Annotated in this window: 16 protein-coding genes; 8 read left to right on the forward strand and 8 right to left on the reverse strand. The window is 35.1% G+C overall.

All coding sequences use genetic code 11. The annotated features are described in order from the left end of the window. The first annotated feature begins 35 nt into the window (after window positions 1-35). The 3 genes from J2Y60_RS09155 to gldA all read left to right on the forward strand — a co-directional run bounded on the left by J2Y60_RS09155 (window position 36) and on the right by gldA (window position 3,512). On the forward strand, window positions 36-2,279 hold the full coding sequence (locus J2Y60_RS09155; RefSeq protein ID WP_309920446.1) for a gliding motility-associated C-terminal domain-containing protein: 2,244 nt from the start codon (window positions 36-38) through the stop codon (window positions 2,277-2,279). Window positions 2,280-2,399: 120 nt separating this feature from the next. Next, window positions 2,400-2,738: a YbaB/EbfC family nucleoid-associated protein gene (locus tag J2Y60_RS09160; RefSeq protein ID WP_309920443.1), complete on the forward strand. Its 339-nt coding sequence runs from the start codon at window positions 2,400-2,402 to the stop codon at window positions 2,736-2,738. 63 nt (window positions 2,739-2,801) lie between these two features. Continuing rightward, window positions 2,802-3,512 carry a gliding motility-associated ABC transporter ATP-binding subunit GldA gene (gene gldA / locus J2Y60_RS09165; protein ID WP_309920441.1) on the forward strand — a complete coding sequence of 237 codons (711 nt, stop codon included), beginning with the start codon at window positions 2,802-2,804 and terminating at the stop codon, window positions 3,510-3,512. Window positions 3,513-3,521: 9 nt separating this feature from the next. On the opposite strand, the gene J2Y60_RS09170 is transcribed toward gldA, so the two are convergent. The 3 genes from J2Y60_RS09170 to J2Y60_RS09180 form a co-directional block, all read right to left on the reverse strand. Continuing rightward, window positions 3,522-4,118: an isoprenylcysteine carboxylmethyltransferase family protein gene (locus J2Y60_RS09170; RefSeq protein ID WP_309920439.1), complete on the reverse strand. Its 597-nt coding sequence runs from the start codon at window positions 4,116-4,118 to the stop codon at window positions 3,522-3,524. A gap of 26 nt (window positions 4,119-4,144) precedes the next feature. After that, the gene (locus J2Y60_RS09175) at window positions 4,145-4,855 is read right to left on the reverse strand and encodes a lipoprotein signal peptidase (RefSeq protein ID WP_309920436.1); all 711 of its coding nucleotides are present in this window, start codon (window positions 4,853-4,855) and stop codon (window positions 4,145-4,147) included. Window positions 4,856-5,025: 170 nt separating this feature from the next. Next, window positions 5,026-6,219 carry a proline dehydrogenase family protein gene (locus J2Y60_RS09180; protein ID WP_309920433.1) on the reverse strand — a complete coding sequence of 398 codons (1,194 nt, stop codon included), beginning with the start codon at window positions 6,217-6,219 and terminating at the stop codon, window positions 5,026-5,028. 431 nt (window positions 6,220-6,650) lie between these two features. Between J2Y60_RS09180 and J2Y60_RS09185 the strand changes: the two genes are divergently transcribed. Next, window positions 6,651-7,745 carry a chorismate mutase gene (locus J2Y60_RS09185; protein WP_309920431.1) on the forward strand — a complete coding sequence of 365 codons (1,095 nt, stop codon included), beginning with the start codon at window positions 6,651-6,653 and terminating at the stop codon, window positions 7,743-7,745. Between the two features lie 58 nt (window positions 7,746-7,803). On the opposite strand, the gene J2Y60_RS09190 is transcribed toward J2Y60_RS09185, so the two are convergent. Next, a complete protein-coding gene (locus tag J2Y60_RS09190; protein ID WP_309920430.1) occupies window positions 7,804-9,081 on the reverse strand; it encodes a M20/M25/M40 family metallo-hydrolase in 1,278 nt (425 codons plus the stop codon). A gap of 373 nt (window positions 9,082-9,454) precedes the next feature. Between J2Y60_RS09190 and J2Y60_RS09195 the strand changes: the two genes are divergently transcribed. Further along, window positions 9,455-10,354, forward strand: coding sequence for an OmpA family protein (locus tag J2Y60_RS09195; RefSeq protein WP_309920427.1), 900 nt, complete (start codon window positions 9,455-9,457; stop codon window positions 10,352-10,354). Window positions 10,355-10,450: 96 nt separating this feature from the next. Here J2Y60_RS09195 and J2Y60_RS09200 read toward each other — a convergent pair whose 3' ends face one another. Beyond that, window positions 10,451-11,356, reverse strand: coding sequence for a prohibitin family protein (locus tag J2Y60_RS09200; protein ID WP_309920425.1), 906 nt, complete (start codon window positions 11,354-11,356; stop codon window positions 10,451-10,453). Window positions 11,357-11,639: 283 nt separating this feature from the next. Continuing rightward, on the reverse strand, window positions 11,640-12,107 hold the full coding sequence (locus tag J2Y60_RS09205) for an Mpo1-like protein (RefSeq protein ID WP_309920422.1): 468 nt from the start codon (window positions 12,105-12,107) through the stop codon (window positions 11,640-11,642). 206 nt (window positions 12,108-12,313) lie between these two features. Here J2Y60_RS09205 and J2Y60_RS09210 point away from each other — a divergent pair, with 206 nt between their 5' ends. Both J2Y60_RS09210 and J2Y60_RS09215 read left to right on the forward strand, forming a co-directional pair. Then, window positions 12,314-12,892 carry a thymidine kinase gene (locus J2Y60_RS09210; protein ID WP_309920419.1) on the forward strand — a complete coding sequence of 193 codons (579 nt, stop codon included), beginning with the start codon at window positions 12,314-12,316 and terminating at the stop codon, window positions 12,890-12,892. Between the two features lie 11 nt (window positions 12,893-12,903). Beyond that, complete coding sequence (locus J2Y60_RS09215) at window positions 12,904-14,787, forward strand: two-component regulator propeller domain-containing protein (RefSeq protein WP_309920418.1); 1,884 nt, start codon at window positions 12,904-12,906, stop codon at window positions 14,785-14,787. Window positions 14,788-14,858: 71 nt separating this feature from the next. On the opposite strand, the gene J2Y60_RS09220 is transcribed toward J2Y60_RS09215, so the two are convergent. Continuing rightward, the gene (locus tag J2Y60_RS09220) at window positions 14,859-15,449 is read right to left on the reverse strand and encodes an HNH endonuclease (protein WP_309920415.1); all 591 of its coding nucleotides are present in this window, start codon (window positions 15,447-15,449) and stop codon (window positions 14,859-14,861) included. A gap of 65 nt (window positions 15,450-15,514) precedes the next feature. Then, entirely contained in the window at window positions 15,515-17,557 is a 2,043-nt protein-coding gene (locus J2Y60_RS09225; protein WP_309920412.1) for a hypothetical protein, read from the reverse strand. A 102-nt stretch (window positions 17,558-17,659) separates the two neighbouring features. Here J2Y60_RS09225 and J2Y60_RS09230 point away from each other — a divergent pair, with 102 nt between their 5' ends. Then, window positions 17,660-18,016, forward strand: a complete 357-nt coding sequence (locus tag J2Y60_RS09230; RefSeq protein ID WP_309920409.1) for a CoA-binding protein — start codon at window positions 17,660-17,662, stop codon at window positions 18,014-18,016. Window positions 18,017-18,069 lie beyond the last annotated feature (53 nt).

The following is an 18,069-nucleotide window of genomic DNA, read 5'->3' on the forward strand; positions in this document are numbered from 1 at the left end:
TTTGTAAATAGTTTTAATAAAAATAACCTTTTTAAATGAATCGAATTTTTAATAAATCAGCAAAAATATTGATTGCCTTAATCTTGCTAACAAAGATGACTGTCAATACGTATGCTCAATGTAAAAATAAAGCTGAGCCACCGGGAACGGTTTCAGGGCAATTCAGTATCAATGGTACAAAAGTACAAGTGGTGGGTGATGGCGATGGAAACAGTACGGCATCTAATAATATTCCAGTTAAAATTTGTGAAGGAGAAACGATTACGTTAAAAAATACAATTAGTACTACGAGTACGACTGGTGTAAACTATTGGCTAATGCCAGCAACGCAGTATAATGCTTTGACAGCGCCACCCTCTACACCCAATACTGCCAATGCCAGTTACATGACAATCAGCGGGGATGCTTCCATTACTGTCAATACCTCATCTTCATGGTACACTGGCCCAGGCATCTATGTCATTACGCAAGGGGATAATTCTGGTAATGGAACTTCCAACGATTACCATCACGCTTGTCAAGTAATAGAAGTTATTAAGCCTAGTACTCCTGTAATTACTTACAGTGTGTGTAATGCTACTTTGATTAGGTTAAAATTAGAAGCTGACCCTAGTAATAATTATGACGAGTATGAAGTGAAGTTTTCATCAACGAGTAGTTTGTTTAATCCTACTTTTAGAGAGAAACCTACGTCGTATCCGTATACTGTTTCAAGTGGCCCTTTCCCCGATGAATATGATAGAGTAATTACCATAAAAGGACAATCTAAAACGGGAAGCTGCCCAGCACCAGTATATACTTCTCCGCCCATTTCAATGACCGGAACAATGATTAATCGTCCGTTGATTACTGCTATCGCAGGAACTGCTATTGCGAAAGAATACAAAATGACTGTTCTTGCTCAAACAACTATTCAGCGTAAAGTGTATATCCGTGACCCATTAACGACGAGTACGTATGATTATACCAATCCATTGCTAACTTATACATCTACAGCCACTACGTTGTTTGACGATGTTACGGTAACTGTTCCTAATCAAGACAGACAATATTGTTTTAGGACGGAAGCATTAGATGCTGTTTGTCCTGCTACTATTTTTAATCCTGCCAATTTAAGTAATGAAGAAGTATGCACTACCCCTGCAAAAGTGGCCGTCATTAATAATGAAGTTCAAGCTTCGTGGCTAAGAGCTTTGACAAATATTACAGGAGGAGTATTTACAGATTATCGTGTAGAACGAGTGAATGCTAATGGCACAATTGATAAAGTATTTCCGCCTATCAGCAACATTTCGACGCTGACTTTAACAGACCCTGATGTGGTTTGTGGAAAAGATTACATCTATCGTGTCATCACTAATTATGGACAAAAATCTACTTCTCAGCTTTTAAATATCCAAGCTACTTCCACAAAGAGCCTTACTAAGATAGCCAACGTTTTTGCTGATGTAGAAGCTACTGCTAAAACCATTAATATCAAAGGAACATTCTCAACAGGAAGTGGTGAACCGTCTCCGACTGATATGGTAGAATACCGTTATTATAAATCAACTTCTCTTAATGGAACATACCAATTATTGCAGTCAACTAGTCCTACTATAAATTCAATAAGGGATAATAATGTTTCTATTGACAGTCAATCTTATTGTTATTACATGACTTGGAAAGATTTATGTAACAAAGAATCTGACCCTTCTCAAAAGGTTTGTAGCATATTGGTCTCTTCGAGTGTTTCAGAGATAGATTGGACTCCGCAATCTTCATTTTCATTAGCAACAGATTATTACAGGGTAAATAAAGTTAACCCAAACACTGGAATTACCTTAAAGACTTTGGCTGATAATCTTAAAAATGTTTATTCTTATAACACGATTGGTTTGCCAGACAGCGAGGGGCAGGAAATATTTCTGCAGATAGAAGCTAAACCAGTTTCGGGAAGTATCTCACAAAATACACATTCAAACATTGTGCGTATTTATCGCCCATCGCTACTATTGAATCCAGATGCTTTTACGCCTAATAATGATGGTGTAAATGATAAGTTTATTATTTACGGAAGATTCATCCAGAAACTAAAAATGACCATTTATGACCGATGGGGGAGTGTAGTGTTTTATGATGAAACCAATAGTTTCCCAAGTAATAGTCAAATAGGATGGGATGGTTTTTTAAAAAATGGAGAAAAAGCTTTGCAAGGAATGTATATTTATAAATTAGAGGTGGAAGATACTACTGGACAAGTAATTAATAAGGAGGGAACACTTTTTTTAACGTATTAATAGGTTGGTAATCTAGTAACAGATTTTAACTATTAACTAGGTAAAACAAGCTTAATTTTTGTGTTAAATGAATAGTATTGTAACTTGCAAGACAAATTTATTAACAAAACTTAAAAGACTATGTTTGATATGATGGGAATGCTTGGCAAGGTAAAAGACCTTCAAGCTAAAATGAAAGAAGCCCAAGACTCTTTGAGTTCAATTATTGAAACGGGCGATGCTGGTGCTGGTATGGTGGTTGCAACGGTGAATGGGAAAAAACAGCTTTTGAAAATTGAAATTGATGAAGATTTAATTAAACCTGCTGACCGCGAAGTACTACAGGATTTAATCGTAGCGGCTACGAACAATGCTTTGGAAAATATTGAAGGTAAAATAAAAGAACATCTTCAAAAAGCTACTCAAGGTTTGATGCCTAATATTCCAGGAATGGATTTAGGAAGCATGTTTGGACAATAATTTGTAATTTAGGAATGCTTAGCTAGTTTCCATAAATTTTAATCATATTCCTAACTTCAATTTATGTCGTTAAAAATTCAGAATTTAGTAAAAGTTTATGGCACACAAAATGCTGTAGATAATATTTCTTTTGAGGTAAAGCAAGGGGAAATAGTCGGTTTCCTTGGGCCGAACGGTGCTGGCAAATCAACCACTATGAAGATTGCTACATGCTATCTTACTGCTACTAGTGGGAAGGTTGAAGTATGTGGTTATGATGTGGAAAAAGATGCCATGGAAGTACGAAAAAATATTGGTTACTTACCTGAACACAACCCTTTATATTTAGAAATGTATGTAAAGGAGTTTTTGGCTTTTGTCGGAGGACTTTATCAGATTAAAGGGCAAAAATTACAGAATAGAATAGCGGAGGTAATTGATTTGGTTGGTCTGCAACTTGAGCAAAAGAAGAAAATTGGTCAATTGTCAAAAGGCTATCGCCAGCGTGTTGGCTTGGCTCAGGCCCTTATTCATGACCCTAAAGTATTGATTTTGGACGAACCAACTACGGGGCTTGACCCTAATCAATTGGCAGAAATCAGAGGTGTTATCAGAAATATCGGCAAAGAAAAAACAGTCGTTTTTTCAACCCATATTATGCAAGAAGTAGAAGCTATTTGTGATAGAGTGATAATTATTAATCACGGTAAAATAGTGAATGACAGTGAGCTATCGGCTTTAAAAACTTCTGGAAAATCAATGGAAGAAGTCTTCAGAAATCTTACAAACAGTTAAGTGATGGGATTATTTTCCATCACTCAATCTCGGGATTAACATCGGTACTTCTTTTTGATATTTTTCGTATTTCTTCCCAAATTCCTTTACTAACTTTTTCTCTTCAAAGTATATTCCAATCCTGATATAAAAAGTTAAGCTTATGGCAGTAACGAGGTAAAGAGATGTACCAAAAAAGCCAAAAGTACCCCATACAAATATCAGTATACCCAAATAAAGCGGATGACGAACAATTGATGACAACTCATCAATCCTCAATACAGGTTTTTTAGATGAACCTTTCAAAGCATCTGTTCCTAAAAATTCGGATAAATCATATTGTTTCAAGGCTGAAAAGCCAAGGAATATACCCGAACCCATCATTAAACCACCCAAAATCTGATTCATGATTGATTTTTCTAACAGTATTTCAGATGGAGCTTTTAGCTGGTACTTGATGATTGGTATTAACAATACTACAAACACGATATTGTAGCCCAGACGGTAATAAATAGAAAATCTTCCCAAAATAGGTTTGAGAAGATTTTTAAAGCTTTCAGACGCTGTTAGGGTATGGAGTAATCCATAACTTAACCACAGTGCCATTAAAATAATTTCTGATTTCATTGTGTACTCAAACAAAATTTTATTTGTTATTCTTGAGGTTTACTTTCTGATTCTTCTGTAGCTTCTTCTTGAAAATCCGTGCTGAGGTTCTCAATATTGTCGCTATGAATTGTTTCGTCTTTATCTGCTGTTTCAGCGTCATTTTTTGGCTTTGATTCTTCAAAAAACTGCCCTTGAAAAATTAAAATTACCACAACGCCACAGAATATAGAAGCATCTGCAAAATTAAAGATAGGGGTTGAATACCAAGTACCTCCCCAAATAGGAAGCCATTCAGGCAACCAACCTTGGTAAAGGTCAAAGAAAAACATATCAATTACTTGGCCATGAAACCAAGGTGTAGGCGAATCAACAGGAGCATTATTGAAAATAACGCCATAGAAAGTACTATCCACCACATTACCAATAGCGCCTCCTAAGATAGCAGCAATACACCAAAGTAAGCCCGGATTAGCCTTTTTGCGTGCTAACGAAACCAGATATGCCCCGATTCCAAACATGGCAACAACCCTAAAAAGACTTAGAACAATTTTATCATATCCTTTTGGTAAAAAGTTGAGGGTCATTCCAAAGGCCATTCCCTTATTTAATACATAATGGAGTTTGAAAAAATCACCAATGATAGGTACTTCATTACCTTCGTATTGTAAATATTTGTGAACAGCTACTTTAATAACTTGGTCAATAACAATAAGCAAAAAGGTAAGCCAGAAGTATTTATATGGAGAACGAAACATAATTGAATTTGAGCGATTGGGTTGAGTAAACGGAAATAGATTGTTGGATATTAATGTTTGTAATAATTTTCGCAAGTTACAAAATAAAAGTCACAAAGTCAGAAACCCTTAGGTTTACTGCCTTTGTGACGAAATATTTAATCTAAAAGTATATATACCGTCAAATAAAATTATTTTTTAGTGAACATTAGCCTCTTTCTTCTAACGATTTCACGCTTGATTAATACAAACTCTCTACTAGCTTGACCTGACACCGATGTGTTTTCAGCCGCACGACGGAATAAATAAGGCATTACTGCTTCAATCGGACCGTAAGGCACATATTTGGCTACATTATAACCTGCTTTTGAAAGATTGTATGATATGTTATCAGACATTCCTAAAAGCTGTGCGAAATAAAAATGTTTATCTGTAGGGTCAATCTGATTTTTTTGCATTAAATCTACCAATTGTTTACAGCTAAACTCGTTATGTGTACCTACACAAAGAGAAATATTATCACGGTTTTCTACGCAGAATACTACTCCTAAGTTATAATCATGGTCGGTAGCCGCTTTGGTTTCATGAACAGGCTCACAATAATTTTCTTCATGTGATCTTTGGCGTTCTTTTTCCATATAAGCCCCACGCACCAATTTTACACCAAGTGAAAAATGGTTGTCTCGTGCTTGTTGAGTTGCCTCTTTTAAGTTTTGCAACATATCTTTTCGATACATTTGAAAAGTGTTGTAAACGATACACTGTTCTTGGTTGTATTTTTCCATCATCCCGTACGTAAGGGTATCGATGGTATCTTGAATCCAAGATTCTTCAGCATCTACAAAAATTCTAACATTCAAGGCGTGTGCTCTTCCGCATAGAATATTCATTCTTTCTCTTACTCTTTCAAAGGCGGCCTTCTCGTCGTTATTGAGTTCTTCTTCGTTTTGGATTTTTTCCAATAAATCCATACTCGCAATTCCTGTTACTTTAAATACGGCGAAAGGAATAGCAATGTTCTCATAAGCTTTTTCAATCGTCAAGAGCACTTCTTGCGTAGTTTTGTCAAAACTTTTTTCGTTATCTTCTCCCTCTACAGAATAGTCTAAAATTGTGCCAATATGAGATTTGTCCAAATTTTCTATTGTCTTGTTACATTCTTGTAGGGTTTCTCCACCACAAAACTGTTCAAATACAGTAACTCTTATGAGTTTTTTTATGGGAAAATGAAGAAAAATAAAGAGTTTGATAAAAAAAGTCCCTAACTTTACGAGCCAATTCTGGTTCATGCTTGCGAAGAGTAAATATATCTTCTTCAATTGTAAGTTAGATTTTGAAGAAAAAGCAATTGAGGTGTCTTCAAAACTAACTTTTGTGGACTCCATAAGGGTTGATGTGGCTGGCATTTTGGTCATGTTACAGACGAATAATCGTATATAAATTAAAACTGAATGATAATTTATTGATTGATAATCAGTTTAATATGATTTAGAGAGTCGTCAGTTGTTTTACTTAAACGTGCAAATATAGCATATTAGAATAATACAAAAACAAATTTTATCGGATTAAATTTTTTAATGCTGTATTTTGATGAATTTAAATAGCATAGTCGGGGTTATATAAAATAAACCTTTTACAATGTTAAGGGAAATTTTGATAAAGTAGATACGATTTGTTACAAAATAATGTTTTGAAAATTTGTTGATTGTTGTTTAAAAAACTATTTGTTATTTTTTAGAAGATATTTCAATCTGATGAATGAAAAGAAATAGTAATTAATAGATAGCAGTTGATTTTACTTAATACTGTTTGCCAAATGAACGCAAATTTAGATGTAGTGCCGATGCAGGAATGGATTAAAACTGACGGCAAACCCTTGATTATCGCAGGTCCATGTTCAGCCGAGACGGAAGAACAAGTGTTGGAGACTGCTAATAGAATTAAAGCAGAAGGATATGCCCATATCATGCGTGCAGGTGTGTGGAAACCACGCACACGTCCAGGAAGTTTTGAAGGAATGGGAGAACCAGCTTTAAAATGGCTTGTTGAAGCAAAAAAACAAACTGGATTACCATTAGCTATTGAAGTAGCTACTCCAGAACATATCGAACTTGCTTTGAAGTATGGTGTTGATGTATTATGGATTGGTGCTAGAACAACAGTAAACCCTTTTAACGTACAAGATTTAGCTGACGCTCTACAAGGTGTTGATATTCCTGTATTAGTTAAAAACCCTGTTAATCCAGACTTAGCGCTTTGGGTAGGTGCTTTTGAACGTCTACAAGGTGCTGGTATTAAAAAATTAGGTGCTATCCACCGTGGTTTTTCTAATGCACAAGAAGTAAAATACCGTAACTCACCAATGTGGCAAATGGCTGTTGAGATGAAACGTTTGTTCCCTCAATTACCAATCATCGGTGACCCATCACACATGGCTGGAAAACGCTCTTTGTTGATGGAATTATCTCAAAGAATTCTTGATTTGAATTACGACGGGATGATTATTGAAACTCACCGTGACCCTGATGCAGCTTGGTCTGATGCTTCACAACAATTAACACCTGAAGCGTTAGGAACAATGTTACGTGAATTAGAAGTACGTCAAGCAAACTATGGTGCTGAATTTACAGACGAATTAGCTGCATTGCGTGCTAAAATTGACAACATCGACCGTGAATTAATGGAAGTGTTGGCTGCTCGTATGGCTGTTGTTGAAAAATTAGGCGAATACAAACGTGATAACAACGTAGCAGTATTACAATTAGACCGTTGGAAACAACTACATACTGACCGTGCTAAACAAGCAACGGGATTAGGGTTGTATCCAGAATTTGTTGAAGAATTATTCAAATTGGTTCACTTAGAATCAATTCGTAAACAAACAGAAGTAATGAGCTCTACAGTAGCTTAATTGTTCTGAATAGATTTAGCAAAGGGGTTGTTTCAAATTTGAAACAACCCCTTTGCTTTTATCGGGTTAATCTGTAAATCAGGATGGCTGTTCTTTGAACCAATTTCGGAAATTCCTTCATGTTCATTGTCTCGCCCGGTGCATGAGCTCCTTTGCCCGATGCCCCAAGGCCATCTAAGCAGGCCATGTATTTGGCAATGTATGAAATATCTCCCGCACCTCTCGAACCGGGGTCTCCAGCCTTCACTTCTCCTAGACCTAAATCCAAACTTACTTTATTAATAACAGCAAGCAAGTTTTCGTTTGCAGGAGTAGGCTCCATCGCAGGAATGCCGTCTGAGAAAGTAATTTCTGCTTTGGTTTTATTTAAACTGTGCGAAACTATTTCTTTCATTTTAACCCTTGCATTTTCTTTCTGACTTTCTGATAAGAATCGCAAATCTCCCGAAACCATTACTCTAGGCGAAATAATATTATCCTTACCAATGGTTTCTTTATTATCATTGATTTCGGAACCCCCCATAATTAAACCGGGATTAAAGGTTAGGTATTTTTCAGTACTTAATTTCTCCCTGAATTCATTTAATATTCTAGCGGCTTCATAAATGGCTCCGTATCCAGACTGCTGGCTAAATATGGTAGATGAATGTCCCATTACTCCTTTTACATTTAATTTCCATCCACTAGACCCTCTACGGGCAGTAGCAACGGTGTTTAAATTAACGGCTGTTTCAAAAGCCAAAGCTATATCGTTGGTTTGGGCTCTTTCTATAAAGTCTTTTCTGCTAATGCTAGTTGGGCGACCTGCACTTTCTTCATCGCCTGTAAAGTAAGCGGTTAAAGTAGTATTCTCTAGCAATCCATGTTGATGAAGGGCTTTCAAGGCTGCCAACAAAACAATGTCACCGCCTTTCATATCATTTACTCCTTGCCCCGTCACAATAGAGTCGTTTAAATAAGTATAGGGTGTAAAAGTCATTGCTTTTTCAAAAACAGTATCTAAATGACCTATCAAAAATAATTTTTTACCAGTTTTCCCTTTTCGTTCGGCTACTAAATGCCCCGCTCTATTCAATGAATCAGGCAATGAAATCCATTCTGTTTTAAAACCTAGGTCGTCAAATTCTTTTCTCAGGATATTCCCCACCTCTTTAACGCCTTCTTTGTTAAGGGTTCCGCTATTAATATTGACAATCTTTTTAAGCAATGCCTCAGTTTGGGGCATTTGTTCCTCAATATATTCCGCAATTTTTTTCTCGGTTTTATTTAGTTGCTGACCATTTGAAAAATGGCCAAACAGCGCTAATAAGCCAATGGTTAATACAATTTTTTTCATATTCTATGTTTTATTTACCCTAAAGTATAGAATATTTGATAAAATAGGAAACGATAAAATGTAGTTGGAATGATTTTATACCCATTTTTTTTATATGTATTAGCCTAATTAGCTTTAATTTTGTTTCGGATTATAAAATTTTCCACTCTAAAAATTGTCATAGGATTAATTTAAGGCGCACTTCAAGACGCTTAAGTTGAACTTATCAAATCTCATGTTGACTTATTTTAAGATTAAGTTTTTTATAAACAAATTTTGAGTACTTACAAGCCATTTTATGGCTTTAGTAAAGACAAATCATGACAATTATGTAATTTTTTTATAGTATTTTCGTTTCAAATTTTAATAAGCAATTAGCATAAAAACTAAAAGTATGAAAAAAATAATTTTGTTTGCCTCATCAATTGTAATCATGTCTTCGTGCGTGAGTAAGAAAAAATTCGCAGCTGCTCAAGCGGAATACGCTAATTACAAAGCGAGCACAGAGAGTACTCTTGCTAAAGCAAAAGCTGACTTAAATGACTGTGATAAGACAAGAGCAAGCTTAGAAACTGACTTAAAATCAAAAGACAGTGAATTGCAAGCTAAAATTAAGCAGTTAAAAGGGTTTGAAGACCAAATTGACTACTTGAAAAAAACTAATACTAATTTATTAGACAGAATGTCTGACCTATCAGTAGTTAGTAAAGCAGGTGCTGAGAGCATTAAAAAATCTTTGGAAACTTTGAACGATCAAAGCAAATATATCAAAGATTTGAACTCTTCAGTACAACGCAAAGATTCTTTGAATTTGGCTTTAGTAATGACATTGAAACGTTCATTAGCTGATGTAAATGACGATGATGTAACGGTTGAAGTGAAAAAAGGAGTTGTTTATATCTCAATTTCTGATAAAATGCTATTCCAATCGGGTAGTGCTGTAATTAACCAAAAAGCTGAAACAGTGTTAGAAAAAGTGGCTAAAGTTGTGAACGATCACAAAGAATTAGACATTTTAGTAGAAGGTCATACTGACAGTGTACCTATCGCTACTGACTGTTTGAAAGATAACTGGGATTTAAGTACAAAACGTGCTACTTCTGTTGTTCGTTTATTACAAACTAAATTTAGCGTATCTCCTGAGCGTATGACTGCTGGTGGTCGTTCTGAATTTGCTCCAAAAGATTCAAATGATAGCAGTGCAGGTCGTAAGTTGAACCGTAGAACTGAAATCATCGTAACGCCGAAATTAGATCAATTCTTCCAATTGTTGGCGAACGGTCAAACTAAATAAGTTGAAAATGTGAAAGAGGTAAAATATTAACCTCATTCCATTGAAATATTTCAAATAAAAAACAGGCTGTCTTCATATCGAAGACAGCCTGTTTTTTTATTTATCGCTTAGCATAATCGGAGTATTACCTTTTCCACCCAATATAATAATTTTAGCATTAGGCGAAAGTGCAATGTCTTTCTGGGCTTTAATAGACTCGTATTGTAATTGTTTATCACTTAAGCCTGTAGAGAGAATTTTCTGGTAATCTGCTATACCTTGTGCCTCAACACGTTTACGTTCAGCTTCTTGTTTCTCTTTCTGAAGTACAAACTGCATTTTTTGGGCTTCCTGTTCTGCATTAATTTTCGATTCAATCGTTTGTTTTACAGAAGTAGGTAAGTTGATATTTCTGATTAATAACTGTTCAAGTAGTAAGCCCCTTTGAGATAAATCTTTTTCGATAGATTTGAATATTCTTGTTTGAAACTCATCTCTTTTGGTAGAATAAAGTGCTACAGCATCATAATAAACTGCATTATCTCGGATTTTTGTTCTGGTAATTGGTCGCACTACTTTGTCGTTATAATCTAAGCCAATTTCTTTTAGAATTTTCGGTGCATCGGCCGGAATGACTCTGTATAAAACGGTTAAATCAATAATTACCTCCAGACCATCCGCAGTTAATACCCTAATGGCATCGTCACCTTCTTTACCCCCTTCATCATGCACTGCCGACATGGTATAGTTTTGAGTCTTGATATCGAAAGTCTGAACTTCTGCCAAAGGATTCACAAAATTCAGTCCACTGGATAACGTATTTGGATTTACATTTCCGAATATCGACTGTACGCCAACTTCGCCTGCATCAACTTGTTTAATCCCTGAACTAAGCATCCCAATAACAATGATTACGCCACCAATAACTTTTACAGGACGCGAAAAACGAGCACTCGCTAACGATGGTGTATTAATGGCAAAGCCTACCACTAAAGTAATAGCACCTAAAATAATTAAAAACATGGTTTTGGTTGATTTAAGTTTAATTTTTCGAGTTGTTTTCTAGGTAAGTATAAATGACATTATGAGAGGTGTAATTTGTAAGCAGTTTATCGCTTCAGTTTAAAACGGACTAATCACAAAATCACACATTCATTAAATCAGTCAATGACTTAAATGCCTGAAAACAAAAACAGTATCAAATATTAACTACTTGATACTGTTTTATCCTGAAATAGTATGGATGGTAAGCTTGAAGGACAGAGTGTATAATTGAGGTGCTGTAAAATAATTGAACATAGAATTGTTAGTAATGTATACCCAAACGTTGATAAATGAAACTCATTAGCCAAGCAGGGCCAATCATCAAAAATAATAAATCTTTAAAAAAAGAAGGTTTTTTGCCCTCTATTTTATGCCCCCAGAATTGCCCTAGCCAAGCCAACACAAAAATAGTTAGGCATACTTGCCATAAAGGAACGATAGCGGAGTTTTCAATAAGGTAACAAAAGAATACACAGGTAGTAGCAAATAAAAATAAACCAGCCGATAAGGATTTCGACAAGTTGAAGTAGTAAATCATCGTAAGTGTTAATACAATAAGAGCAACATTTCCTTCAATGTCGCCAATACTAAAAAATGAAAGTTTTATGCTATAGAGTAGTCCTAATAAACTAAAAAAAATAAGGGGTACACAAATCCAATGGACGGTTTTGTTTGTGGGGTTTTTATGGCTCTCTCCGTATTCGTCGAGCCATTGGTTAATTGTCTTCATATGTGTATTAGTGATTTAAGGTTAGTTGATTGCAATAATACTAAATATTCTCCAAATAAGACAATTTTATATTTACTTTTTTGTATTATTCTTCTATAATCTAATTTACAATTTTTTGACATATAAAAGATAATTTCATTTCATCCATTTTAAATTCTTTATCTTCGTAAAAAGGATAATTTTTAACGCTAAAATTTTTTAACAAAGTGTTTATTGAACCGTATCATCACCAACATCAACTAAATGGGAAAAAGGCAGGCTGGATTGAAGTAGTCTGTGGATCAATGTTTTCTGGAAAAACAGAGGAGTTAATTCGTCGATTAAATCGTGCAAGGATTGCTAAACAAAAAGTAGAAATTTTTAAGCCAAGTATTGATACTCGTTATCACAACGAAGATATTGTTTCACACAATGCTTCTTCCATTCGTTCAACACCCATTCATTCGTCAGAGATAATGCTTTTGCTGGCTGGAGACTGTGATGTCGTTGGAGTAGACGAAGCTCAATTTTTTGATAATGGAATCGTTGAAGTAGTAAATACCTTGGCTTTTAATGGTAAAAGAGTAATTGTGGCGGGTCTGGATATGGATTTCCAAGGAATACCCTTTGGCCCAATGCCCGCCTTGATGGCTATTGCAGAATACATTACAAAAGTTCATGCAGTGTGTATGGTTTGTGGTGATGTCGCTAATTATTCATATCGCAAAACTGCGGCACAAGAGCAGGTAATGTTAGGAGAAACCGATAGCTATGAAGCAAGATGTAGAAAGTGTTTTCATTCATAATTTAATGATGTATGTCCGTTCCCAGCTATAGTACAGCTACTTTTACACTAAACAATTCAAAAAGGGTTGGCTTCAACCTTTTTGGTATCGCTGCTTTAATAAGCATTATTTTCAGTTTTCAGACTTCAGTGTTAGCCCAAGTGCCTATTGGTACTTGGCAAACATATTTTAACTATTCTACTGCCAAAGATGTCCTTATCATTAAAGATAAGATTTATTGTGTGACCGAAAATGGCTTTTTCTATTATGATAAAAGCAATAATGAATCTATTAAATTATCCAAAATTGATGGATTATCCGAAACAGGCATTGTAAAAATTGCTTATTCAGCCAATCAAAATACCTTAATTGCTGCCTACCAATCTGGGAATATCGACTTAATCAAATTGAATGAGCAGTTTGAGCCCGCTAAGATTTCGAATATTTCATTACTGAAAGAATCAAGTTCTATTCAGGATAGCAAAATTGTAAATCATATCGCTATTAATGATAATACGGCCTATTTAGCGTATGATTTTGGCTTGGTTATACTTGACATTGATAAAGAAGAAATTAAGGAAACCTATCAAAATTTAGGCGTAAACGGAGCATCCATAAAAATATATAAAACTGAATTTTCAAACGATTCTATATTTTTATCTACCTCTGTTGGCATTCGTAAAGCAAAGTTTGCCATAAATGTGAACTTACAGTTTTTTGGCAATTGGTTCACATTAAACACAGAGCGCAGTACATTCGTTAGTTTCCAAAATGGTCTTATCATCGCTTCTGAAACAGGCAATGTTTCGTCCTATCTAAATGGCAAATTCTCAGGTATTTTAATACTTCCAAATAAAATTGAAGTAATCGATAAGATTGTAGGCAACAAGTATTTTGTTATCACCAATGGAACATTGAATATTTTAGATATGGATTTGCTCACCTTTAGTAAAGTAGCAGATTCTAAAATCAAACAGCCTAAAGTTTTAAGGGCAGATACCCAAGGGAAGTATTGGTTGGCAGATTATCAGAATGGACTTTTAAGTAATTTAGAGGGAAACTATAAAAGCTATAGCCCTCCCAGTTTAGATACTTTGTATCAAACACGAAAAGATTCTGTCGTAGTAGATGACGAAGGGAATACTTGGATTCGTGGAAGTGGCTTTGGTGGAATTATGGTGAAGAACCCCGCCAATCAGCAAAAATTTATTACTACAGGCACTGGCTTTGGAAATTTGCCTAGTACGAATGTAAAAACGATGGCATTGGATAAAGACGGACAAATGTGGGTAGGTACTGATAAAGGAGTAGTAGTATTTGATAGCCCTGCTTCGGTATTTTCAGGTAAAAATTTTGACGCTTACACGCCTGTATTTGAAAGAAGACGTTTGCTTGGTAATGAGACAGTAACCTCTATCGCAATAGATGGCGGAAATAGAAAGTGGATGGGTACATTGAACGGAATCTTCTTATTTAATTCAGACGGTACAGAACTGGTTACCAACTTTACCGAAATTAATGCTCCTTTGCCTTCTAATAGCATCAATTATATCACGGTCGAGCCACAGTCTGGGAATGTATTTATTCGTACCTCAAAAGGCTTGGTTTCTTATAGAGGAACAGCAACTGAAAGCACTAACAGCCAATTAGACAATACAGTAAAAGTATTTCCTAATCCTGTTCGTCCAGATTTTGAAGGACAAATCGGTATTGAAGGGTTAGTGGAAAACGCTTTTGTAAAGATTACGGATATTGTGGGCAATTTGGTGTATGAAACAAAAGCAAACGGAGGCACTGCTGTTTGGAATGGGAAAACACTTGATGGTAAAAGAGCCGAAACAGGCGTTTACCTAATTTTTTCTGCCAATGCAAAGGGGGAGGAGACCTTAGTGAGTCGTTTGGCGGTAGTAAAATAGTTTTATTACAAGCCTTTATCAAAAAGAGCTAAAAAGGGTTCAGCAATGTTGTTGCTGAACCCTTTCAGGATTTAATCTTCTAATTTAACATGTCCCCAGTTTTCCCCAGAACGAATTCTATTAAGCTGAGTATGAGTAATGCCAAATTGCTTGGCAATCATTTTTAATCTGTTTTTATCTGACCTTAGCATTTTTTTAATCATAATTACCTTGCTTTCAGTCAACTTGTAATTTTTAGTACGCTTTGGTATAACTCTGTCTTTCACTGCTGGGTTTTCGCGATTATGGATTGTCATCTCATCGCGAGTTACCCATTTTAAATTCTCCCAATAGTTATTTAGCTTGTCGTGATCAAGATGAATAACAAATTTTTGTTCTTCGTTTTGCTTTTCTACAAAGAATTCTGCAACAAGTTTATGAACATACCTATTAAGGGATTTATTGCCTTTGGCTCTGATATTAAGCGATTTGTATCCTTGAATTTTTGAGCCATTGATGATATCACCTTGAACTGGGTCATTCTGAAAACTTTTCAAGCGTCCATAGTTAGAAACTTTATAAACAGGAGGATTCTCTACTTCTTGAAAAGGAATATCTACCCATTTTTCATTCCAAAAACTAGCGCTTTTTTTGGGTCCTAAATTGGTTTTTTTGTCTATCATTTGTTTTGTTTAAAGATTTTTGTGGTTATTTTCTATGTTAAAACTATGAGATTACTCACAATGTTTTAAAAAAGATAACGGTAAATACTATATTCTCCTTTTTCTAATGAGTTAATCCTGATAGTGCCTGTATTATAAGATAAATTTGCTTGTTGATTATTACTGAAAATAAGTTCTAATTGTTTTGCACCCGATATGCTTTCACATGATATTTCAGTGCCTTTATTCTCTGTATCTAAATTCACGACAAATAGATAAAGCGGATTTTCGAACTGAGTCCAAATGATTACCTTATTTTTCCCTTCTAAATCTGGTGGAATAAGCCATTTGGTTCTTTGATTTTCTATTAATGAAGTTATTTCTTCCGAAATTTTCCTTAAAATAGTCAATGCCTTAAAGAATTCTCCATTTTTACCCCACTGATATTTTGAATGTGTTGCTTTGGGTCCTTCTGTAAGTTGAAATACATATAATTTAGTATAATACTCATTTGGGGCAGGAGTATTATGTAAATCTCTTTGTTCAAAACCCAAACTCATATATGAAGGCATATCACTCAAAAATAATGCCATGAAAATTCTAATTTCATTTCCTTGCAAATAAAATTCATCAAATCTCGGATCGTCTTTGTCTGCTGTAATAATTGTAAAGTTGGGAGCAAAAGTACAGCGTTCTAATAATGAATAATAACGAGCAAAAGCAGTAACAAATTTTTCAGAACCCAGTACCATCGATTGTAAATCGCCTAAAGTACTGTCTGCATCAGACCCTTCTAGGTGTTCTTCTTCCACACCATAAGCCATTGTATTCGGCGGAGCTAAAAAACTCTCTGCAAAATACGAAAAAGTTGGTTTTATTTCACAAATAATCTTTTTGATATATTTATGAATATCATAATATTGGTCTGGGTTAGCAGGCGTGCCTTCTTTTCTTAACTGTACATGCGACATATCACCACGCATGAAATCAAAATTATAATGTTGGGCGAAGCCTAAGTATTTTTGAGCTGAATATTCCCAAACTTCTTTTCTTGGTTTCGAAAAATCAATTTCCCAATGTTGGTTGTTATTCAAACTCTCATATAATTTAAATCTGGCAAGCGGTCCAAATACCCTAGACATTTCTTCAGGATTTGTTATACAATAATCCCTCCATACTCGCCCATCTTCATCAATCGTTTTAGCTTCATCACGTTTATCAACCTCCAAACCTCTGTATGGCGGTGCCATCGTAGCTGGAACTGGCTCAAACCCTTCACTATATAAATAACTGATTAATTGGTTACGTTTTTTATTCCTATCCCAAAGATTATCTTTTTCACCAAAAAGTACTTTTAATCGTTGTTCTTCTGGAAAGTAAGCGTTATTAAAAAAAACTTCCACTTCTTGAGGGTACTGTGTTTCTGTAGCTGGCCCATGCTGATTTATAAAAGCTAAAATATGCTTTTGTATTTTTTTGTGTAAGTCAGCCTCATGGTTGATAATTTCAAAGTCTTTTCTTTGTAACCATTCAAAAAACTGAGGATTGGCTAATGCTATTTCTGAATACCTATCTGTATGGGGAATCACATCCATCCCAACGGTTTTACCCATCAGGTGTAAAAGATTAGTTACCACCTTCAACTGTTTTTCTACGGTATCCAGATGAGGAAATGTTCTGGCTAAATCTTCATCAAAAAACTCTGGATTGATGTTCCAGCTTGCCATTCCATACAAACTAGCTACCACGCCACATTCCCAGATAGGCAATAAATGAATAGAAGACTGAGACGAAGGTAAGGTTAGTGCATATTTTACTACGTTAAAGAAACTACTAATTGTACGGACATTGATGCCCACCATATTTACGGTTTTTATCCAAGTAGTATCTGTGTGATGAGCAATGGGGCTTTGAACAGTGAACGACGTATTGAGCGCTTGATATAATGCTGCCTGCCCAAAACGTTTCTCTAAAATGTAAAATAATTGAATGGCAGGCATTGCTATTGAATGTTCAGGCAATAAACCTACTATAAAAGAGTCTTTTTGGCTTGTGTATGCCAAGATAGCCTCTTGTTGATGATTCGTCCAGAATTGACTAAATTCATCATAAGAATCAGGAATGTGCATAGATTATATATTTATAAAAATGGTCTTGAATTTTCTAAAGAACTAAAAGCCTTCCGAAAAATGTTTAAAAGTAAAATAAATTATTGAAAAATTGATACAGTTATGAAAACATTAGTAGTCGGAGCATCGAGCAACCCTGGAAGATATTCATTTAAAGCCACCCAAATGTTATTGGCAAATGGTCATGAAGTAGAGTTATTAGGAAAGGAAAAGGGGCAGATTGCTGGATACACCATAAAAACGGATCAATTACCTCTTGAAGATATTGACACCATTACCATGTATGTAGCACCCCAAAATCAATCAAATTTATATGATTATTTATTAGGGCTAAAACCAAGAAGAATTATTTTTAATCCAGGTACTGAAAATGATGCTTTTGAAGAGAAGGCGAAAAAACAAGGAGTAATTGTAGAAGAAGCCTGTACATTAGTGTTGCTATCCATTAAACAATATTGATAATAAGCAAAAAAGCTTAGAGAATTTCTCTAAGCTTTTTTGCTTATTGTATC

The sequence above is a fragment of the Arcicella sp. BE140 genome (assembly GCF_031456255.1).
In the GTDB taxonomy this organism is placed as follows: Bacteria; Bacteroidota; Bacteroidia; order Cytophagales; family Spirosomataceae; genus Arcicella; species Arcicella aquatica.